General features: G+C 73.8%; 13 protein-coding genes. 6 read left to right on the forward strand and 7 right to left on the reverse strand.

Annotated elements, in window-relative coordinates; all coding sequences use genetic code 11:
- Positions 1 to 34: 34 nt before the first annotated feature.
- A complete protein-coding gene (locus AB0K02_RS14610; protein WP_365992753.1) occupies positions 35 to 235 on the reverse strand; it encodes a hypothetical protein in 201 nt (66 codons plus the stop codon).
- 211 nt (positions 236 to 446) lie between these two features.
- Here AB0K02_RS14610 and AB0K02_RS14615 point away from each other — a divergent pair, with 211 nt between their 5' ends.
- The 6 genes from AB0K02_RS14615 (at position 447) to AB0K02_RS14640 (ending at position 9,517) form a co-directional block, all read left to right on the forward strand.
- Positions 447 to 2,324: a BTAD domain-containing putative transcriptional regulator gene (locus AB0K02_RS14615; RefSeq protein WP_365992754.1), complete on the forward strand. Its 1,878-nt coding sequence runs from the start codon at positions 447 to 449 to the stop codon at positions 2,322 to 2,324.
- Positions 2,325 to 2,403: 79 nt separating this feature from the next.
- Entirely contained in the window at positions 2,404 to 5,718 is a 3,315-nt protein-coding gene (locus tag AB0K02_RS14620) for an amino acid adenylation domain-containing protein (protein WP_365992755.1), read from the forward strand.
- Between the two features lie 34 nt (positions 5,719 to 5,752).
- Positions 5,753 to 7,153, forward strand: coding sequence for a serine hydroxymethyltransferase (gene glyA, locus AB0K02_RS14625; RefSeq protein ID WP_365992756.1), 1,401 nt, complete (start codon positions 5,753 to 5,755; stop codon positions 7,151 to 7,153).
- Positions 7,150 to 7,848 (forward strand): DUF2461 domain-containing protein, encoded by a 699-nt coding sequence (locus tag AB0K02_RS14630; RefSeq protein ID WP_365992757.1) that lies wholly within the window; start codon positions 7,150 to 7,152, stop codon positions 7,846 to 7,848. Before glyA ends, AB0K02_RS14630 begins: the two co-directional genes overlap by 4 nt.
- Entirely contained in the window at positions 7,845 to 8,939 is a 1,095-nt protein-coding gene (locus AB0K02_RS14635) for a GntG family PLP-dependent aldolase (protein ID WP_365992758.1), read from the forward strand. Before AB0K02_RS14630 ends, AB0K02_RS14635 begins: the two co-directional genes overlap by 4 nt.
- Complete coding sequence (locus AB0K02_RS14640; protein ID WP_365992759.1) at positions 8,936 to 9,517, forward strand: GNAT family N-acetyltransferase; 582 nt, start codon at positions 8,936 to 8,938, stop codon at positions 9,515 to 9,517. Before AB0K02_RS14635 ends, AB0K02_RS14640 begins: the two co-directional genes overlap by 4 nt.
- A 175-nt stretch (positions 9,518 to 9,692) precedes the next feature.
- Here the strand turns inward: AB0K02_RS14640 and AB0K02_RS14645 are convergent, their stop codons facing one another.
- The 6 genes from AB0K02_RS14645 to AB0K02_RS14670 form a co-directional block, all read right to left on the reverse strand.
- Positions 9,693 to 9,959 (reverse strand): hypothetical protein, encoded by a 267-nt coding sequence (locus tag AB0K02_RS14645; protein WP_365992760.1) that lies wholly within the window; start codon positions 9,957 to 9,959, stop codon positions 9,693 to 9,695.
- Positions 9,960 to 10,221: 262 nt separating this feature from the next.
- Complete coding sequence (locus AB0K02_RS14650) at positions 10,222 to 11,364, reverse strand: acyl-CoA dehydrogenase family protein (RefSeq protein WP_365992761.1); 1,143 nt, start codon at positions 11,362 to 11,364, stop codon at positions 10,222 to 10,224.
- Positions 11,361 to 12,551, reverse strand: coding sequence for an acyl-CoA dehydrogenase family protein (locus AB0K02_RS14655; RefSeq protein ID WP_365992762.1), 1,191 nt, complete (start codon positions 12,549 to 12,551; stop codon positions 11,361 to 11,363). The genes AB0K02_RS14650 and AB0K02_RS14655 overlap by 4 nt, the downstream gene beginning before the upstream one ends.
- Before the next feature lie 20 nt (positions 12,552 to 12,571).
- Positions 12,572 to 13,990: a condensation domain-containing protein gene (locus AB0K02_RS14660; RefSeq protein WP_365992763.1), complete on the reverse strand. Its 1,419-nt coding sequence runs from the start codon at positions 13,988 to 13,990 to the stop codon at positions 12,572 to 12,574.
- Positions 13,990 to 17,346, reverse strand: a complete 3,357-nt coding sequence (locus tag AB0K02_RS14665) for an amino acid adenylation domain-containing protein (protein WP_365992764.1) — start codon at positions 17,344 to 17,346, stop codon at positions 13,990 to 13,992. The genes AB0K02_RS14660 and AB0K02_RS14665 overlap by 1 nt, the downstream gene beginning before the upstream one ends.
- On the reverse strand, positions 17,339 to 21,553 hold the full coding sequence (locus AB0K02_RS14670; RefSeq protein ID WP_365992765.1) for an amino acid adenylation domain-containing protein: 4,215 nt from the start codon (positions 21,551 to 21,553) through the stop codon (positions 17,339 to 17,341). Before AB0K02_RS14670 ends, AB0K02_RS14665 begins: the two co-directional genes overlap by 8 nt.
- Positions 21,554 to 21,621: the final 68 nt, after the last annotated feature.

Here is a 21,621-nt window from a genome sequence, read left to right on the forward strand (position 1 = left end):
TCGATCAAGCCGTTTCTCCCTCGGGACGCGGAGATCAGCCCCAGGGCATGTCGTCGTCGGAGGCGTTCCGCGGCGCGACCGGCTCGACGACGCCCCACGGCATGTCGTCGTCGCCCGCGACCGTCTCCACCGGCGCGCCCGTGTGCGTCGTGGTGCCCGCTCCGGCCACCCCGGAGCCCGTGATCAGTCCCGCCAGTGCGATCAGACCGGCCATCGTCGCCCGCTTTCCCGTCATCGTGACGCGCATATCGATTCCGCCCCGTCCGTCGACCTTCATTGCCGCTTGCTGCGGTGCGACGGACAGTAGGGACGCGTCCTTTTCCCGGCCTGTCCCCACGGTTTTCCTCACCGGGGCCTCGTGAAATCGAAACGATAACGGGGTGACAGCGGCAGCCAATATCGTCGTCCGTAGATTCGTCACATGGATCACGAACGGGGGGGTGCCCATGGAATTCCGAGTCCTCGGGCCGGTGGAGGTGCGCGACCAGGGACGCAGGGCGCCGCTGTCCGGCACCAAGCTGCACACCGTGCTGGCGGCTCTCCTGCTGGCCCGCGAAGAGGTCGTGTCCGACGAACGGCTCAGCCGCCTGCTGTGGGGGTGGGCGCCGCCGGCCACCGCGAACGCACAGCTGTACACCTACATTTCGCGACTGCGGAAAATACTCGGCGACGACGTCCTCATCGACCGCAGGCCCCCCGGCTATGTCATGTCCATCGGAAATTCCACCCTCGACCTGACAGAATTCGAAGAATTTGATTGCAAAGGCCGTGACGCTCTGTTCGCGGGGGACTTCGAAAAGGCGGGCGATTTCCTGAGGGAGGCGCTGGCGCGCTGGAGAGGCCGCCCTCTCGCGAACACCACCGAGCATCTCTTCGACGCCGAGGCGCCGTGCCTGGCGGAAGCCCGCGCGGCGACGCTGGAGCACCGGATCGCGGCGGACCTGGCGCTCGGCCGGCACGAGCAGATCACCGTCGAACTCACCGGCCTGGTGGCGGAGTTCCCCCTGCACGAGCGCTTCCGCAGCCAGCTCATGACCGCTCTGTGCCGCAGCGGCCGGCAGGCCGACGCGATCCACCTGTACCACCACGGCCGCGAGGTACTGGCCGAGGAGCTCGGCGTGGACCCCGGCGAGGAACTGCAGGCCACCTACCAGTCCCTGCTGGACGGCTCGCTCGTGCGCCTGCCGCAGCCGCGGGCCCGGACGCGCGCGGTGCCGCGCCCGCCGGAGGGGGCCGATGACGAGCCCCACGGCGCCCCGGCCACCCTCCCCCCGGACACGGTGGACTTCACCGGCCGGGAGCGTGAGGTGGCCGTGCTCCACCGGGCGCTCGAGCCGGACTCCGCCGCGCCGGACCGGCCGCGCCGCGTCCTGGTGACCGGCATGGCCGGGGTCGGCAAGACCACGCTGGCCGTGCACGCGGCACACCGCTGCAAGCAGCACTTCCCCGACGGCCAGCTCTACGCCGACCTGCGCGCCCCGGACGGCACCCCGAGGCCCGCCGGGCAGGTCCTGCTGCACCTGCTGCGGTCCCTCGGCCGCCCCGTGGACGCCGGCGCCGCCGACGACCCGGAGGAGCTGGTCCGTCTCTACCGCGAGAGAACCGGCGGCAGACGCCTGCTCATCCTGCTGGACAATGCCGAGAGCGCCGCCCAGCTCGGGCCGTTGCTGCCCAACACCCCTGAGCCGGCGGTCCTCGTGACCGGACGCACCGCCCTGCCCACCGTGGCCGGGGCCCACACCGTGGCCCTGGACCCGCTGGAGGAGGGCCCGGCGCTGGAGATGCTCGCCGCCGCCGCGGGCCCCGACCGGATCGCCGCGGCCCCCGGTGCGGCGGCCGTCATCGTCGAGCACTGCGCCGGCCTGCCGCTGGCGCTGCGGATCGTGGGCACCCGGATCGCCGCCCGGCCGCACTTCACGCCGGACCGGCTCGCACGGCGGCTCGCCGACCCCGCCACCCGGCTGCGCGAACTGCATTCGGGCGACCTGGACGTGCACGGCGCACTGCTGCCGTCCTGGCGTGCGCTGGAGCCGGAGGCGCGCGGGGCGCTGCCCGCGCTGGCCGGCCTCGGCCCCGAACCGTTCTCCGCGCTGGAGGCCGCGGTCCTGCTCGACCTGCCCGAGCAGGACGCCGAGCTGCTGCTGGAGGCGATGGCCGACGCCGCGCTGCTGGAGGTCAGCGGAGCCGACGAGTGGGGCCGGCCCTGCTACCTGTTCCACCCGTTGGTACGCCTCTTCGCCCTGTCCCTGCCGCAGCGGCAGGGCAGCGCGGGCCGGAAGGAGGTTCCCGTGGCGCGTAACCGGTGGCTAACCGGGCGGCCCTAGCCTCGCCGTGCCCGGCAGCGCGGCACCCCCCTGTGGCCTCGGCCTCTTCAATACCGTCATCTGCGAGTGGAGTTGGACCATGACCGAGCTCTTGCACGGCCGCGCCGACAGCGCCGCCCCTTTCCCCATGACCGAGACGCAGCAGGCGCTGATGATCGGGCGGGGCGAGGGGATCGAGCTGGGCAGCATCGGCTGCTACGGCTACTTCGAGTGGGAGCGTGCCGATCTGGACCCCGAGCGCCTGGCGACGGCCTGGCGCCGCGTGGTCGCCCGCCACGACATGCTCCGCGCGGTCGGCCGGGCCGACGGTACCCAGCGGGTGCTCACGGATCCGCCGCCTTACGACATACCGGTGGTGGACCTGCGCGGTCTCGACGCGGCGGACGCGGATCGGCGCCTCGCGGAGCTGCGGGCGGAGATGAGCCACCAGGTGTTCCCGGTGGGCAGCTGGCCGCTGTTCGACCTGAGGATCATCCTGCTGCCCGGCGATGCGAACCTCAGCCGTATCCATCTCGGCATCGACCTCCAGGTGCTGGACGCGTCCAGCGCCTTCCAGGTGCTCTTCCCCGACCTGATCGACCTGTACGAGAACCCGGGGACCGAACTGCCGGAGCCCGGCATCACCTTCGCCGAGTACGCGCGCTGGCGTGCCGACGACATGCCGCACACCGAGACGTTCCGCGCGGCCAGGGAGTACTGGCTGGAGCGGGTGCCGCAGCTGCCGCCCGCCCCCTCGCTGCCGGCCGGCGGCGCACGGGACGGCGCCGTCCGCTTCGAGCGGCACGAGCACCGCCTCTCCCCCGGCGACTGGCAGCGGCTGCGGCGCGTGGCCGCGGAGGCGGAGCTGACGCCGTCCGTGCTGCTCACCGCCGCGTTCGCCGAGGTGGTGCGGTGCTGGGCCCAGGAGGCGGACTTCACCCTCAACTACCCGGTCTTCCACAGGCCCCGGGTGCACGAGGACATCGGCAAGGTCCTCGGCGACTTCACCAACGCCGTGCTGCTCGCCGCCGACAGCTCCGGCCGGACGTTCCTGGATCGCGCGCACGCCCTGCGCGACCAGCTGGAACGCGACACGGAGCACGGCGCCTTCAACGGCGTGCGGGTGCTGCGCGAGCTGACCAGGCTGCACGGCGTCGGCGACCAGGCCGGCATGCCGATCGTCGTCACCAGCCTGCTCGACTGTCCCGCCCGCCGTCCCGTCACCGACCTGGGGCGGGAGGTCTACTCGATCTCGCAGACCCCGCAGGTGTCGCTGGACGTCCAGCTGCGCGAACTCGGCGGCGAGCTGCGGATCATCTGGGACTACGTCGACGGGGCCTTCGCCCCCGGCTTCACCGGGGCCGCGTTCGGCGTGTACGTCGCGCTGCTCCAGCGCATCGTCGACGATCCGGACTCCCTGCGCACCGAACGGTTCGACCTGATCCCTCCGGCCGAGCGCGAGCTGCGCCGCCGGATCAACGACACGGCCGGTCAGATCCCGTACACCACCCTGCACGAGCTCTTCGCCGAGCAGGCCGCACGGACCCCCGACGCGGAGGCCGTCGTCGATGCCACGCGCCGGCTGTCGTACGCCGAACTCGCCGCGTACGCCTGGCGCATCGGCCACCGGCTGCGGCAGCACGGCGCGAAGCCCGGCGAGCTGGTCGCCGTCGTGATGGACAAGGGCTGGGAGCAGTACGCGGCCGTCTACGGCATTCTCGCGTCGGGCGCCGCCTACCTCCCGCTCGACGCCTCCGTGCCCCCCGAGCGGCTGCGCCGGCTGCTGTCGGACGCCGGTGTCGACAAGATCCTCACCCAGTCCTCGCTGGAGACCCGGATCGCCTGGCCGCCGAACGCCCAGCGCTACCGCGTGGACCAGGACTTCGAGGTCGGCGACGCGGCCAGGCCCGACACCGCGCAGAGGCCCGCGGACCTCGCGTACACCATCTTCACCTCGGGTTCGACCGGCGAGCCCAAGGGCGTCATGGTCGACCACATCGGCGTGGTCAACCTGATCCGCGACGTCGCCGAACGGTTCGGCGTCGACGCGTCCGACCGGCTGCTCGCCGTCTCGGGGCTGCACTTCGACGCCTCCGTCTACGACGTGTTCGGCGTGCTGACCCAGGGCGGGACGGTCGTGATCCCCCCGCCGTTCGAGCACGCCCAGCCGGACGTGTGGGCCGATCTGGTGGCCGCGGAGCGGGTCACCCTCTGGAACTCGGTGCCCGTTCTGATGGAACTCCTCGTCGGCGAGGCGGAAGTGCGCGAACGACGGGGCGGCGGACGCCCGCTGGAGTCCCTGCGCCTGTCGGTGCTGTCCGGCGACTGGATCCCGCTCACACTGCCGGACCGGCTGCGCGCGCAGAGCCCGCGGATCCAGGTCGTCGGCTCGGGCGGTCCGACGGAGACCATCTGCTGGTCGCTGTTCCAGCCGATCGGCGAGATCGACCCGGCGTGGACGAGCATCCCGTACGGCACGCCCATCACCAACCAGCGCTACTACATCGTCGACGGCACGGCCCACGAGCGCCCGCTCGGCGTGGTCGGCGAGATGGCCGTGGCCAGCGACGTGGGTCTGGCACTCGGGTACTGGGGCGACGAGGAGCGCACCCGCAGCCGCTTCATCCGCCTGCCCGAGACCGGTGAACGCGCCTATCTGACCGGCGACCTGGGCCGTTACCTGCCCGACGGCAGCATCGAGATCCTGGGCCGCGACGACTTCCAGGTGAAGGTCCAGGGCCACCGGATCGAGCTCGGCGAGATCGAGGCCGCGCTGCGACAGGACGAGCGGGTCGACGCGGCCGTGGTGGTCGCCCCGGCCAGCTCCCACGGCGTGCGCCGCCTGCACGCCTACGTGGTCGCCGGGAACGGTGCCTCCGGCGAGCAGATCCTCGCCCGGCTCACCGAGCAGCTGCCGTCCTACATGGTCCCGTCCGCGGTCACCGTCCTCGACGAGCTGCCGCTCACCCGCAACGGCAAGGTGGACCGGCTGCTGCTGGCGCAGACCGCGGGCGCGCAGCAGCCCGCCGGGGACGCGGCCGCCACGGACGGCGACGCGGAGCCCGACGACGCGCTGTCGCTGGTGCTCTGCGCGGCGGTCGGCGACATCCTCGGCCTCGACCACGTGGGCCCGGGCGACAACTTCTTCAAACTCGGCGGGGACTCCCTCAGCGGCACCCGGCTCGCCGGACTGCTCCAGGAGCTGCTGGGGGTGCCCGTGCCGGTCAAGACCGTGTTCCAGACCCCCGTCGTCGCGGAACTCGCCGGGAAAATCGCCGCCGACGAGGAGTACGGCGCCGGGGCGGTGGCGGCCGCCGAGGCGCTGGCCTCCATGTCACCGGACGACACCGACAGCCCCGACGACCCATCCGAAGCCGCGGGGACGGGCGGGCCGGCCGGTCCGCCGCGGGCCTGACGGACGGCTCGAGGAAATCCAGGAAGGGACAGTCATGACCTTCACCCTGCCCGCACCGCTCGACACGCCGGCCGGGGAGCGCGCCCGGCCGGCCGCCGGGCCCGCGCCCCGCGGAACCGACCTCGCCGACTTCGCCGGCCGTGCGGCCACCCGGCTCCGGCGGACCGATCCGGCCCTGTACGACCTGCTGAACCGGGAGTCGGCCCGCCAGAACGACACCCTGATGATGGTGGCCGCCTCCAGCGTCGCCGACCCGTCGGTGCTCGCCTGCGGCGGCAGCGCCCTCGGGAACCTCACCGCCGAGGGCTATCCCGGCGGCCGCTACCACGCGGGCTGCGGCGTCGCCGACGAGATCGAACAGCTGGCGATCGAGCGGGCCTGCGCGGCGTTCGGGGCCCGGGACGCGATCGTCCAGCCGCACTCCGGGTCGTCCGCCAACCTCGCGGTGCTCACCGCGCTGCTCAGTCCCGGCGACACACTGCTCGGACTGGACCTCGACTGCGGCGGCCACCTCACCCACGGCTCGCCCGCCTCGGTCAGCGGCCGCTACTACCGGGCCGTCGGCTACCGGGTCACTCCGAAGGGGCTGCTGGACTACGACCAGATCCGCGAACTGGCCCTCACCCACCGGCCCAAGCTGATCGTGTGCGGTGCCAGCGCCTACCCGCGCAGCATCGACTTCGCCCGCTTCCGTGAGATCGCGGACGAGGCCAACGCCTATCTCCTCGCCGACATCTCCCACATCGCGGGCCTGGTGGCGGCCGGGCTGCACCCCAGCCCCATCGACCACGCCCACATCACCACCACCAGCACCTACAAGCAGTTGTACGGGCCGCGCGGCGGGCTGATCCTGCTCGGCCGCGACGCCCGCAAGGCCGGGCCCGAGCGCGGCACGCTCGCGGCGACCATGCGCCGGGCCGTCTTCCCCTTCACCCAGGGAACCCCGGACCTCGCATCGGTGGCGGCGAAGGCGCGGGCGCTGGACTTCGTGGCGGGGCCCGACTTCGCCGAACTGGCCAAACGGCTCGCGGACGGCGCCCAGGCCATCGCCGAACGGCTCCTGGAGCGGGGAATGCGGCTGGTCACCGGCGGCACCGACACCCACATGGTGCTCATCGACCTGCGCGGCACCGGACTGACCGGCGACGTCGCCGAAGAGGCCCTGGAGTCCTGCGGGATCGTCGTCAACCGCAACCGCGTCCCCGGCGACACGACGCCCGTGCGCACCACCGCCGGCCTGCGGCTGGGAAGTAACACTCTGGCCGCCCGCGGCATGGACCGGGGTGCGGCCGCCGCCTGCGCGGACCTGGTGGCCGACGTGCTCGACGCCCTGCGCGCCGGCTCGGGGGTGCTCCCCCCGGCGGTGCGCGCCGATGCGCGGGCCCGGGTCACCGAGCTGTGCGCCCGCCACCCGCTGCCGGGGTACCTCTCGTGACGTTCGGCGGTTTCCCCCCGTCGGCGCTGCGCCTGTACGAGGACCTGGCGGACGACAACTCCAAGGAGGCGTGGCGGCTGCGTCACCGCGCGGTGTACGAGCGTGACGTGCGCGCGCCGATGGACGAGCTGGCCGCGGAACTGTCCGCCGATTTCGCGGAGTACGGCGGTGCGGACGGGGTGCGGGTGCTCGGCCCCGTCCGCGACACCCGGATGTCCCACGACAAGTCCCCGTACAAGACGTATCAGGGCGGCTACCTCGATGTGCTGCCCTGCCTGGGCTTCTGGGTCCATCTGGACCGCGACGGGCTGTACGCCTCCGGGCGCTACTACCCGTACGGCGCCGCCGAGGTCGCCCGGTACCGTGCCGCCGTCGCCGAGGAGGACGGCGGCACGGAACTGGCGGCGATCGCCGCCGGGTTGACGCGGCAGGGCTTCACCGTCGGCGGCGACCGGCTGAAGTCCCGGCCGCGCGGCGTGCCGGCCGATCATCCCCGCCTGGACCTGCTGCGGCACCGCAGGATCGACGCCGGCCGGCGTCTGGGGCCGGGAGACGACCTGTCCTCGGACCGGGCCGCGGACTTCGTCCGGGAGACCTGGCAGCTGGTGCGGCCGCTGCTGGACTGGGCGGCGGTCCGCGGGCTGACACCGCGGGCCAGGATTCCGCAGAGCAAGGGAGCTGACACACCGTCATGACAGCCGATACCGTTGACCTGCGCAGCGACACCGTCACCCGGCCCACGCCCGGCATGCGCAGGGCGATGGCGACCGCGGAGGTCGGAGACGACCTGTTCGGCGAGGACCCGACCGTCCGTGCACTGGAGGAACGGGTCGCCGGCCTGTTCGGCTTCCCCGGCGCGCTGTTCGTCCCGTCGGGCGTGATGGCCAACCAGATCGCGCTGCGGCTGCTGGCCGCGCCCGGACAGGAGGTCGTCTGCGACGCCGAGGCTCACATCCTGGCCCACGAGGAGGGCTCACCTGCGCGCTACGGAGGAATCCAGACGCGGACGGTGTCCGGCGAACGGGGACTGGTGGGCGTCGAGGCGCTGGCGGGGATCCTGCGGCCGGGCAACGCGTACACCGTCGGCACCCGGGCGGTGGCCCTCGAACAGACCCACACCCGGGCGGGCGGGACCGTGTACCCGCTGGAGACGCTGCGCGCGGTGCGCCGGCTCACCTCCAGGTCCGGTATCGCGCTGCACATCGACGGGGCGCGGATCTGGAACGCGCACGCCGCGACGGGCACCCCCCTCGCCGAGTACGGCGCGCCGGTCGCCGACACCCTCGCGGTGTGCCTGTCGAAGGGCCTGGGCGCGCCGGTGGGCTCCGTACTCCTGACATCGGCCGAACTTCTCCCGCGTGCACGGTCGTTGCGGCACGGCCTGGGGGGAGGCATGCGCCAGTCGGGCATTCTGGCCGCCGCCGGGCTGCACGCCCTCGACCACCACCTGGAGCGCATCGCTGAGGACCACGACAACGCGGCGCTCCTCGCGGGCGGGCTGCGGGAGGCGGGGTTCCGGGTACGGCCCCGGGAGACCAACATCGTCCTCGTGGACACGCCCGGCGCCGAGGACGTCGTGGCGCGAGCGGCGCGGGAAGGAGTGCTGGTGACCGCGCCGGGCCCGGACGTGGTCCGGCTGGTCACGCATCTGGATGTCGGACGACAGGCGTGCCTGCGTGCCGTGGAGGTCCTGACGGCCGTTATGGGTGAAGGCCGCCGCGGGGCGAGCGGGACCGCGGCCGCGGAGCACACACAGCAATGGAAAGAGAGCGAAGTAGCGGTATGAGTCTGGAAGTTCTGCCGGCGACCGCCGAGCGCTGGGACGACCTGCGGGCGGTTCTGCAGCCCAAGAAGAGCGCGCACACATGCTGGTGCATGGCCTGGCGGCTGTCCACCGGCGACTACGGGCGGATGACCGCCGACGAGCGGGGCGAGCACATGCGCTCCCTCGTCGAGGCGGCCGATCCGCCGCCGGGGGTGCTGGGCTACCTCGACGGCGAGGTGGCCGGCTGGTGCAACGTGGCGCCGCGCAAGCATCTGGACCGCCTCACGTCGTCGAAGACCATCACGCCGGTCGACGACGCGCCGGTGTGGTCGGTGACCTGCTTCGTCGTACGCAAGGACTTCCGCGGCAAGGGTGTGGCCTCGGGCCTCCTGGAGGGCGCGGTGGCCCACGCCCGGGCCAACGGCGCCCCGGCGGTGGAGGGTTACCCCGTGGACCCCGAGGGCGGCAAGGTGAACCCGACGCTGGCGTACGTGGGCACGATGGAGATGTTCGAACGGGCGGGCTTCCGCCGGGTGCGCAGGACGGAGGCGAAGAGCGACAAGCGCTACCGCTGGGTGATGCGCCGCGACCTGGACTGACGGGGTCGCGTCGTCGGACGCGCAGGCGGTGAGTAAGGCGCTCGGCCGGGGTTTCCCGGCCGAGCGCCTTGCGTTGCCGACGATGTGGTCGGCGCGGCGGCCGGGGCCTGGGACGCGACCCGTCCGTTCGCATGCATCGACGGCCACTCCCCGCAGACCGTGGCCAGGCAGGCCTTCAGCGGTCCTGCTGCCGCAGCGTGTCGAGGTGACGGGCGAGCGCGATCAACCGTTCCCTGGCCACGGCGGGTCTCTTCAGGCCCCGTCGGCCCGGAATGTGACCGCCGACCTGCCACCGCCGCCGGCTACTTCCGGTGGCGGTCCGGATCGTGGATCGCGGGAGGAACTGGTCAAGAGCGCCGAGGTGATACGCGTCCTCGGCTGACTCGGCGACGAGCAGGGCACCACTGCACAGTGCCTTGTACCTGCCGGCGAAACCGTCCACGGATTGTCCCTCCCCCGAAGGCGTCTGATCACGACAGCGTCGCCGGAGCCCCAGCGCTGCCGCTCGGCGCTGAGAGCGAACGCGGTTCTCGGGCGGTCGGCCCTTCGGGGACGTGCAGGTGGCCGTCGCGGACGGGCCGGTGTCCGCCGTCGTGTTCACGGACGGGCACCGCTGCCGCCCGAGCCGGGGCCGCCCCCGGCGCACCCGGCGCTGCGGAGCCGGGTGCGCCGAGGACCCGGGGCGGGCCCGGGCGGACATGCCGTCAGGGCATGCGGGACGCCGTGTCCCACAGGTGCGCGGGGCGGCCGCAGCGCAGGGCCTCCCAGGCGGCGCGGCGGTAGCAGCCGGCGACCAGGCCGTCCCGGACCAGTCCCGACGCGCCGTGCAGGTGGACCGCGTCGCGGGTCACGTCCAGGGCCGTCTCGGCCGTCAGGGCGATGAGGCCCGCGGCCTCGCCGGGCGTGAGACGGTCCTCGTCGAGGTCCTTGGCCGCGTCCCCCACCGCCCAGCGGACCGCGTCGAGACGAGCCAGCAGCCCGGCCACCCGCAGGCGCGGCCCCTGGTGCTTGACCAGCGCCTGGCCGAACTGACGGCGGCTCCTGATCCGGGCCACCACGGCGGTCAGCGCCGCGGCGGTGATGCCGGCGAGCAGCGACGCCTGGTGCACGGCCGCCCGCAGCCCCACCCGGGCCAGTGCCTGTTCGGCGGCGACCCCGCGCAGCAGCACGGCCTCGGCGGGAACGCGGGCCTCGTCGAAGACCGCACTGGAGACCGCTCCCCCGCCGTGGTCGCGCAGCGCCCGCAACTCGACGCCCTCGGCGGGCAGTTCCACGAGGGCCACGCACGGACCCTCGGGCCCGTCGGCGAGGACGAGCAGCGAGCCGGGCGCGACACCGGCGGCGAAGGGCCCTCCCGTGCCGGTCAGCACGGCGCCGCCGCTGTCGCCGTCCGGCTTCCACGTGATGCCGGGCGGCACCGCGCCGCACGGGTCCGGCAGCCGCCCCGGGACGGCCACGGGGTGCTCACCGGCGCGGACCCGGTCCAGCAGGCCCTCGATCCCTTCCGGGACGAGCGGGCCGAGCCCGGCCAGCAGGTCGAGGGCGAGCAGGGTGTCGGTCAGCGGCAGCGGCTGCATCGCGTTCCCCGCCTCCTCGCAGACCATCGCGATGACGGCCTGCCCGAGGTCCAGCCCGTCCCGGTCGATGGGCAGAGCGAACTCCCAGGCGCCGACCTGCGTCAGGGCCACCCAGGCGCACTCGGCGGTGCCGCCGGAGTCGAGCTCCAGGCCCTGGCGGACGGTGAGGCGGAGCTGCCGGAAGAGCGAGTCCTCCTCCTCGCGCTCCCGCCACCGTTCGGCGGGGATTTTGCCGCCTGCGTCCCGTTCCGTCGTCGCGCTCTGTGTCACGGCCGTACCTCCGCCCCTGAGTCGAGACGCAGCCGGGCCAGCGTCTCCAGCATCATTTCGGCGGTGCCGCCGGATATCCGCATCCCGGGGGCGTCACGCAGCGCCGAGTCCAGTGGGTGTGCCACCCCGTCGACCTCCGGGTCGTCGAGGGTCATGCTGCGGTCGCCGTCGAGTTCGGCCGCCCACCAGGCAACTTCCGCGGCGAGTTCGGTGGTGTACCACTTGGCCGCCGCCGCCTCGTCCTCGTTGAGTTCACCCCGGTCGAGCCGGGTCAGGACACGTCGTACGAGCGTGCCGGCGGCGAGCAGCCGGGCGTTGAGCTTGGCCAGGCCGATCTGGTCGTGCTGGCCGGCCTCCAGCCGGTCGGTGTGCGCCTCCAGCCGTTCGACGGCGGCGCGATACCAGCGCAGGGCCTTGACGTAGTAGTCGAGGCCGGTGCGCTCGAAGGCGAGGGTCTTGACGACGATGGCCCAGCCCTGGCCGATCGAGCCGACCACGTCGTCGGCTGTGACGGCCACGCCGTCGAGGGTGACCTCGTGGAAGGCGTCGTCCCCGATGCCGGGAACGGCTCTGATCGTGACCCCCTCCTGGGCGAGCGGGACCAGGAACAGACTCAAGGCGTCGTCCTCGCCGCGGGCAAGGCACAGTCCGTAGTCGGCGAGTCCCGCGAACAGCGAGTGGACCTTGGTGCCGTACAGCTTGTAGCCGCCGTTCCCTTCGGAAACGGCCCGGGTGGAGAGGATGTTGAGGTCGGATCCGGCCTGCGGCTCGCTGAAGAGCACGCAGCCGAAGGCGGTCCCGGCCGCGAAGCCGGGCAGGTGCCGGGCCTTCATCGCGGGGCTCGCGACGTTGAGCAGGGTGGAGCCGACGATCTGTACGGTCAGCGTGTGCAGCAGGTCGGGCACGTCGTGCATCGCCAGTTCCTCGACGAGCACGGCGGCGGCGACCTGGCTGACTCCTCGGCCGCCGTACTCCTCGGGCCACTGCGGGGCGAGCAGACCGGCCTCGCCGAGTGCCCTGTGGACGGGGCGGGGGTCGCGGGTGCGCCGGGCCGCGGCGACCGGTGCGGACACCAGGACGTCGTGGATCTCCTCGCGGAGGGCGCGCATGGGCGTACGGGGCACGCCGTCGCCGGAACGGACGAGCCCGCAGTCGGCGGGCGCCCGGTAGAACTCGGTGGTGAGCAACGGATACTCCCAGGGGCTGGCTAGCGGGTGATGATCCCGGGGGCGGCGGGTGATGCGGCGGCGTGCCTGAGGACGTCCTCGATGCCGGTGAGCAGCGCGGTCACGTCCTCGGGCGCGGCGGCCCGGCGGTTGAACTCGGCTGTTCCGCCGATCTCGCCGTCGCGTTCGACCAGGCCGACGCAGGCCAGGGTGGCGGCCGGGTCGGGGCTGTAGAGCTCCAGGTGGCGTGCGGGGGGTCCGGGCAGCTGGCTCACCTCGATTCCGGGCAGGCCGAAGGGCACGGCCGGGTAGTTGTGGAGGGCGAACAGGACGCTGTAGGGCTGGGTCCCGTCGGTGAAGAGCTCGTCGACGGGGAGCCGCTGGTGTCCGAGGGCGTCGGCCACCGCGGCGCGGGTGCGGTGCAGCAGCTGGGTGAAGGACGGATCGCCCGACAGGTCGATCCTGATCGGGACCACGGTGGTGAACTGGCCCACGGCGCCTTCGAGATGGGTGGCGAAGCGGCCCGCGGTCGGGGTGCCGACGACGACGTCGGTGCCGCCGTCGCGGTGGGCGATGACCACCGCGAGAGCCGCGAGGAGCGTCATGAAGGGGGTTGCCCCCTCGGCGGCGCCGAGGGCGAGTCCGGCGTCGAGCGGGCTGCCGGGCCCGCGCTCCATACGCACCGGCAGATACCCGCGCTCGAAGCCGCCCTCGGCTCGGGGCGCCGCCGGGACGCCGGCGAAAGCGGCCCGTCGCCGCTCCAGTTCGGCGGCGCCGTCGGGGGACGCGAGCCAGCGCCGCTGCCAGTCCGCGTAGTCGGGGAACTGCAGTTCCGGTGGGGCGAGGGCGACCCCGCCGTCCCGGTAGCCGGCCGCGAGGTCGGTGAGGAACACCCCGGACGACCAGCCGTCGAAGACCGCGAGGTGCGAGGCGAGGATCAGCACGTGCTCCTCGGGACCGAGGGTCAGCAGCCGGAAGGCGCTGGTCTCGCCGGTCTCCAGGGACAGCGCGGTCCCGGCGCTCTCGGTGACCGCACGCCGTACGGCGTCCTCCCGCTCGGCGGGCGTGCGGTCGGTGAGGTCCGTCAGCGTCAGCCGCAGGGCGGGCTCGTCGGCCACCGTCAGCTGCGGGCGGCCGCCGTCGGGGGCGTCCGTGATCCGGCAGCGCAGTGCCTCGTGGCGGGCGAGCACGCCGGTGAGCGCGTCCCGCAGTCGGCCGGGGTCGAGGCGTCCGGTGAGCCGCACCGCGTGCGATCCGGTGCCCGCGCCCGGCCGGACGTGCTCGCGTCGCCGCAGCCGGGCCTGGAGGGCGGTGGCCGGGACCGGCCCCGCGCCGGAGCGCGGGGCCGGCCGGGCGGGGACGGGGCGCCGGGCGGCCAGCAGCATGCGGGCCAGTTCGCGTCTGGACTCCGGGAGGGCGGCGAGCGCCTGGTCGACGCCCGCGTCCGCGGGAGAGGTCATCACGCGCCGTCCGGGTTCTGCAGGGACCTGAGCAGGGCGGCGGCCTCCTCGTCGGACATGTTCTCTATCTGGTCGAAGACCGCCAGCAGCCGGTCCTGTTCGCCGGCCGCCTCGGCCTGCGCGGCGCGGACGAGGTCGGCGAGGCCGGCGACGGTCGGGCGGCCGAAGAAGTCGGCGAGCGCGATGTCGATGCCGAAGACGGCGCGGACCCGCGAGACGACGATGGTCGCCTGGAGCGAGCTGCCGCCGAGCGCGAAGAAGTCGCCTTCGACGTCGGGGCTCGACCACTCCAGCAGCGGCGTGAGGATGTCCCGGCAGATCTGCTCCTCGATCTCGTCGCGGGGCGGGGTGCCCCCGGCGGTGGCGTGGCCGACGGGCAGCGGCAGCGCGGACACGTCGACCTTGCCGTGCCGGGTGAGCGGCAGCTCGTCCAGCACGACGACCACGGGGACCATGTAGCCGGGCAGCCGTGAGGCGGCGTAGGCACGCAGCACTTCGGCGTCGACGACCTCGGAGGCGTACGCGCCGACCTGTTCGACGGTGACGTACGCGGCGAGCATCTTGTCGCCGCCCGCGGCGGGCTGGGCGAGGGCGACGGCCTGCTGGACGCGCGGGTGGCTCATCAGCACGGCCTCGACCTCGCCCGGTTCGATGCGGTGTCCGCGCAGCTTGACCTGGCGGTCGGTGCGGCCGAGGAACTCCAGGTTGCCTCCCGGCAGCCAGCGCACCAGGTCCCCGGTGCGGTAGAGGCGCTCGGTCTCGGGGCCGTCGGCGTAGGGGTTGGTGACGAAGCGCTCGGCGGTCAGCTCGGGCCGGCCCAGGTAGCCGCGTGCGACGCCGGGACCGGCGACGCACAGTTCGGCGGGCACCCCGGGCGGCACCGGGCGCAGCCGGTCGTCGAGGACGAACGCCTGGTGGCCCGGCATGGGCCGGCCGATGGGCGGGTTGCGGTCGTAGCTGCCGGTGCAGTCCATGAGGGTGACGGCGACGGTGGCCTCGGTGGGTCCGTACCCGTTGACGAACCGGCGCTCCCCCGCGGTCCATTCGGCGACCAGCCTGCCGGGGAACGCCTCGCCGCCGACGGACACCAGGCGCAGGGCGGGCAGCCCCGCCTGGTCGAGGAGGGGCAGCAGCGCGGGCGGCAGCTCCGCGACGGTCACCCCGTCCTCGCGCATGCGGGTCTGGAGCAGGGCCGGGTCGCGGCGCTCCTCGTCGGTGGCGATGACCAGCTCCCCGCCGGCGAGCAGGGTCGTGAAGACCTCGAAGACGGAGACGTCGAAGGTGAGCGGGGCGAAGTGGAGCACGCGGTCGGCGGTGCCGATCTCGTACGCCCGGGCGATGGTGCGGGAGAAGTGCGTGACCGAGCGGTGTTCGATCATCACGCCCTTGGGGGTGCCGCTGCTGCCCGAGGTGTAGAGGACGTAGGCGAGGTCGGAGGGGGCCGACGTCGGCGGCAGGGACGGCACGTCGCGCACGGGAGCGGTGGCGCCGGCCGTGACGCGTTCCAGCGGCAGGGGCAGCTCGGTGGCGTCGTCGACGAGGGCGTGGCGCACCCCGGCGTCGGAGAGCACGGTCCTGGTGCGGTCGGCGGGCGCGGTGGGGTCGACGGGCACGTAGTGCGCGCCGGCCTTGAGGATGCCGAGCAGTCCGGCGACGGCGGCGGGGCCCCGGCCGAGGCAGACGGCGACCGGGTCGCCGTGCCGCACGCCGCGGTCGCGCAGGCGGTGGGCGATGGCCTCCGACCAGCGGTCCAGGGCCGCGTAGTCGAGCGTCGTGGCGCCGTGGCGGACGGCGACGGCGTCGGGCCGGACGGTGGCGCGCTCGCGGAAGGCCCGGTCGAGGGTGGTGGTCCAGGCGGCCTCGTCGAGCGGTCCGCCGCGGGACAGCTCGCGGGCGTGCCGGGAGGCGGCGGGCTCCTCGACGAGGCTGAGCTCGCCGATCTGCATGTCGGGGTTCTGGGCCACCTGCTCGATGACGCGCCGGAAGGCGGTCAGCAGCGCGGAGGCGGTGCCGTGCCGGTAGAGGGAGGTGTTGTACTCCAGGGACAGCTCCAGGCCGTCGTTCTCGCCGACGAGGAAGCTCATGTCGAACTTGGCGGCACCGTCGTGCAGTTGCTCGACGGCGAGCTCGACCCCGGCGGCCTCGGCCGTCCGCGTGCCCCAGCGGCCGAGCGAGGTGAACTCGATCTGGAACAGCGGGTGCCGCAGCGGGTCGCGGACGGGGCGGACGGCGTCGACGACCTGCTCGAACGGCAGCTCGCTGTTGGTGAAGGCGTCCATCACGGTGCCGGCCGTGCGGGCGACCAGCTCGCGGAAGGTGAGGGTGTCACCGACCTCCGTGCGCAGGGTGATCATCTGCACGAAGCAGCCGATGACGCGCTCCAGGTCGGGGTGCGGGCGGGAGGCGCTCGCCGTGCCGACGACGACGTCCTCGGTGTGCGTCCAGTGCCGCAGCAGCGCGTTGAAGGCGGCGAGGAGCGTGGTGAAGACGGTGGTGTCGGAGCTCTCGGCCACCGCGTTCAGCCGGTCGAGCAGCTCCTGTTCCAGGGTCAGCGACAGGCCGCGGCCGTCGCCGCGCGTCTCGGGCGTGCGCGGGTGGTCGGGCATGACCTCGGTGGCCTCGGCGCCCGCGAGCAGCTGGCGCCATTTGTCGGCCAGCGCCCTCCGGTGCTCGGGGTGTTCCAGCTTGGCGCGCTGCCAGGCGGCGAAGTCGGCGTACTGCACGGCGAGTTCGCCTGCCTCGGGGCGCTTGCCCTGCGCGGCCTCGGCGTATCCGGCGGTGAGTTCCTCGGTGAAGATGCGGGTGGAGCCCGGGTCCCAGACGACGTGGTGGACGACCCACAGCAGGATGTGCCGGTCGTCGGCGAGGCGTACGAGGTGGGCACGGACGGGCGGCGCCTCGGCGAGGTCGAAGGGGGCCGCCGCGCAGGAGGCGGTGAGTTCGGCGAGGTCGCGGTCGGGGTCGTCGCTGTCGCCGAAGTCGCTGGTCTGCACGCCGAGGACGAAGCCGGGCACGGGCTCCTGCCAGGGCACGCCGTCGACCTCGACGAGCTTGCTGTGCAGCACCTGGTGGCGGGCGACGACCGCGCCCAGCGCCTCGTGGAGGGCGGCGCGGTCGAGCGGGCCGTCGAGGCGTATCGCCAGGGCTATGTTGTTGCGGGCCTTCCCCGCGCCCAGCCGGTCGACGAACCACATCTGTTCCTGCTGGAAGGAGGCACGGGAACGGGGTCCGTGGTCGATGCGCTTGAGCTCGTTGCGGTGACCCACGGCGGCGGTCATCTGGTTGCGCATCCGGCCCAGCAGCCGGGAGCGCTGTCCCTGGGGCAGCCGGCCGAGCCGTTCGGCGAGGTCAGACATGGGTTCCTCCGTTGCGGTGCAGGTCGGCCAGCAGCGCGGCGAGCCGGTCGGGCAGGTGCTTGGCGAAGTAGTGGCGGCCGCCGGGGATGACGGCGAGCCGCAGGTCGCGGGCGTAGCGGCCCCAGGCGCGGTGGCCCTGTTCGTAGCCCTCGGTCGCGTCGTCGGCGTCGCCGACGACGCAGGTGAGCGGGGTGACGAGAGGGGGTGCGTAGCCGTCGGGCGTACGGGCGAAGAAGCGGGCGGCCTCGGTCATGTCGTGCCGGACCATCCGGAGCACGGCCGTCAGATCGCTGTCGTCGAGGACGCCGTCGAAGCCGTCCATGGCGGTGAGGTAGCCGACGAGGTCGTCGTCGCTGGAGACGCGTTCCATCTCCAGCGCGTACTCGGGGTCCTCCTCGGGGAGTGCGGCGGCGAGGTGGAGGGCGACCGGCCGCAGGCCGTCGCGCTCCAGGACGCGGGTGGTCTCCAGGGCGGAGACGACACCGGCGCAGTGGCCGTAGACGGCGAACGGTCCGGTGACCGTCCGGGCGATCTCGCGGGCGGCGAGTTCGGCGAACTCACCGACGGGGAGCATGGGGCCGGGCTTGAGCGGGTCGTGTCCCGGAGGGGAGACGGCCAGCAGCTCGATGTGGGGCGGGAGGTGGGACGCCAGCGGCTGGTAGGCGATGGCGTCGCCGCCGCCGTGCGGGAAGCAGACGAGGGTGAGCGCGGCGGGGCCCTCGGCGGACCGCGGGGACAGCCGGTGCAGGAGCCGGTGCGGGGCCGGGCCGTCGGCGGCGTCCCCGCCGAGTTCCGCGGCGCGGGCCGCCAGGCCGGCCGGGGTGGGGTTGCTGAACAGGTCGACGACGCGCAGGGCGTGCGCCTGCGGGATCGCCTCGGCGACGGCCCGCACCGCGCGGACGGCGGCGAAGGAGTCGCCGCCGAGGGCGAAGAAGTCGTCGTCGGGCCCGACGATCGCGAGGCCCAGGACCTCGGCCCAGACGGCGGCGACGCGTTGTGCGACGGGGTCGCCTGCGGCGTCGCTTTCGGTTCCGGTTGCCGGCCCGCCTGCGGCCGGTCCCGCCACGGGTGCCGTGGCGGCGGAGCCGGGCGAACCGGCTACGGCTCCGGCGGCAGCGCTTGCAGTCCCGGCAGCCGGGGCGACGGAGCCGGGAACGCCCCCGCCGGCCAGGGCGGGCCGCGCGGCGCGCGGCTCGGGCAGGGCCTTGCGGTCGACCTTGCCGTTGGGGCTGAGCGGCAGCCGGTCCAGGACGACGAGTTCAGCGGGCACGCAGTGCGGCGGGAGCACGGTTCCCAGCGCTCCGCGCAGGGCGGCCGGGTCCGGGGCGGCCCCGTCCTCGGGGACGACGTAGCCGATCAGGCGCGCCGAGCCGGCGCCCTGGCGGGCGACGACGACGGCCTCACGGACCCCGGGCCGCTCGCGCAGGGCGCTCTCCACCTCGCCGGGCTCGATGCGCAGCCCGTTGAGCTTGATGCGGAAGTCGGTGCGGCCGAGGAGTTCGACGGTGCCGTCGGGCCGGTAGCGAGCGAGGTCGCCGGTGCGGTAAAGCCGTTCGGTGCGGCCGGGTTCGAGCTCGACGTGGACGAACTTCTCCGCGGTCAGCTCCGGCCGGTTCAGGTAGCCGCGTGCCAGTCCGACTCCCCCGAGGTGCAGTTCGCCGGGTACGCCCACGGGCACCAGCCGGTCGGCGGGGTCGAGGACGTAGGCGCGCTGGTTGGCCATGGGCCGGCCGTACGGGAGTTTCGTCCAGCTCGGGTCCACCCGCCCGACCCGGTACTCCAGGGAGTGGATCGATGCCTCGGTCGCGCCGCCGAGCGCGGCGAACGCCAGCCCGGGGGCGAAGGCGCGGAGCCGGTCGGGCTGGGTGACGGGGATCCAGTCCCCGCCGAGGAACGCGGTGCGCAGCCTCGGCAGGGCGGGGCCGCCCGCGTGCTCGAGCTGGTCGAGGAGAAGCCCCAGCAGGGCGGGCGCGGAGTTCCACACGGTGACGCCGTGACGCTCGATCAGGTCGGCCCAGTGGGCGGGGTCCTTGGCGGCGGCGGGGTCGGGCAGGACGAGGGTGCCGCCCGCGGCGAGCATGCCGAGGGTCTCGTACACGCTCATGTCGAAGCTCGGCGAGGACAGTGCGAGGACCGCGTCCGCGGGGCCTATGCCGTAGGAGCGGTTGAGGTCGAGCAGGTTGTTGACCACACCGCGGTGCTCCAGCGCGATGCCCTTGGGGGTGCCGGTGGAACCCGAGGTGAAGATGACGTACGCCAGGTCGCGGGAGGTGACGGGGACCGCCGGCCGGGTCGCGGGGAGCGTCTCGAGCACCGGCCGGTCGGTGTCGAGCAGGACGCGGACGGTGTCGGGGCCCAGCGGGAGGCGACCGATGAGCTCCGAGTCGGAGACGACGATCGGCGGAGCGGCGTCGCGCAGCAGCAGGCCCAGGCGCTCGGCGGGGTACTCGGGGTCGAGGGGCACGTAGGCGGCGCCGGCCTTGAGGACGGCGAGGATCGCGGTGACGAGCCCCGGTCCGCGGCGCAGGCACAGGGCGACGGTCCGGTCCGGTCCGGCGCCCGCCTCGGCCAGGTGGTGGGCCAGGCGGTTGGCCCGTTCCTCCAGCTCCCGGTAGGTGACGGTCCAGCCGCCGAGTCCGCCGCAGACGACGGCCGCCGAGTCGGGGCGCCGGTCCGCGTGCTCCTCGAACAGGTGGTGGAGGCAGGCGTCCTGCGGGAACGGCGCGCGGGTGGCGTTCCAGTCGTCGAGGGCCGTGCGGCGCTCGGCGCCGGTGAGCAGCGGCAGGGTGGAGATCGGCACGTCGGGCACGGCGACGGCTGCTTCCAGGGTGGTCAGGAAGTGGCCGAGCAGCCGGTCGACGGTCGGGGCGTCGAAGAGTGCGGTGGGGTACTCCACGAGGGCGCGGACGGCGCTGCCCGTGTCGTGGACGCTGATCATCAGGTCGTACTTGGTGGCGCGGGAGGAGAAGTCGATGGGCTCGGTGTCGAGTCCGGCGAGGCCGGGCGCGGTGTCCGGGGTCTCGTCCAGCAGGAACATCACGGAGGTGAGCGGCGGGCGGCTGGGGTCGCGCGGCAGCCCGAGCGCGTCGACGATCAGGTCGAAGGGCAGTTCCTGGTGCGCGTACGCCTGGAGCGTGGTCTGCCGGGTGGAGCGGACGAGTTCCGCGAAGCCCGGGTCGCCGCCCGTCCTGATGCGCAGCGGCAGCGTGTTGACGAAGAACCCGACGAGGTCGCTGAAGGCGGGGTGGTCGCGGCCGGAGACGGAGGTGCCGACGACGATGTCCTCCTGGCCGGTCCAGCGGCGAAGCGTGGCGGCGAAGCCGGCGAGCATCGTCATGTAGAGGGTGGCGCCCTCCGACTTGCCGAACTCGCGCAGCCGCGCGATGAGGCGTGGCGGCAGGTCGATGTAGCGGGAGGCTCCCGCATGGCCGAAGACGGGCGGGCGGGGCCGGTCGGTGGGCAGGTCCACGGGGGTGGCGCCGCTGAGTTCCTCCCGCCAGAAGCCGGTGAGCTTCTCCAGGCGTTCGCCGCTGATGCGGCGGCGCTGCCAGGCGGCGAAGTCGGCGTACTGGAGGGCGAGGTGGGTGAGCGGCTCGGCCGCCGCTCCGACGCGCGCCGCGTACGCGCGCTCGAGTTCGGTGTAGAGCAGCCGCATCGACCAGCCGTCGGTGACGATGTGGTGCAGGTTGAGGACGAGGACGTGGTCGTCGGCGCCGATGCGGGCGAGCGAGGCGCGCAGCGGCACGGAGCCGGCGAGGTCGAACGGCGCCGCGGCGTCCGCGTCGTAGAACGCCCGGACGGCGGCCTCGTCCGGCAGGTCGCTCACCGGCATGGGCAGCCGGAAGCCGTGCAGCACGTGGGGCTCGGCCTCGGCGGCGCCGGGCACGTCCCGGTAGACGGTGCGCAGGATCTCGTGGCGGTCCACCACGTCCTGGAGCGCGCCGTGCAGGGCCGGCACGTCGAGGGGGCCGCGGATGCGGGTGGCGACCGGGACGTTGTAGGCGGGGCTTCCGGGCTGCAGCTGGTCGATGAACCACAGGCGGCGCTGGGCGAAGGAGAGCACCGGCGCCTCGGAGGGGTCCCGTGGCGCCGGTTCGGGGTCCTCCCGTACGGCGCCGCGCCCTCCGCCGCGGCCCGCGAGGGCCTGGAACAGTGCCCTGCGGTTCTTCGGCAGTGCGGCTATGCGTTCGGCGAGGGACTCGCTCACCTTGTGCCTCCGTGCGGTCTGAAGGAAGAGGAATACGGCGAGTGGGGCGCGGAGCGCCCCCGCGGCCG

The sequence above is a fragment of the Streptomyces sp. NPDC049597 genome (genome assembly GCF_040675505.1).
Lineage (GTDB): Bacteria > Actinomycetota > Actinomycetes > Streptomycetales > Streptomycetaceae > Streptomyces.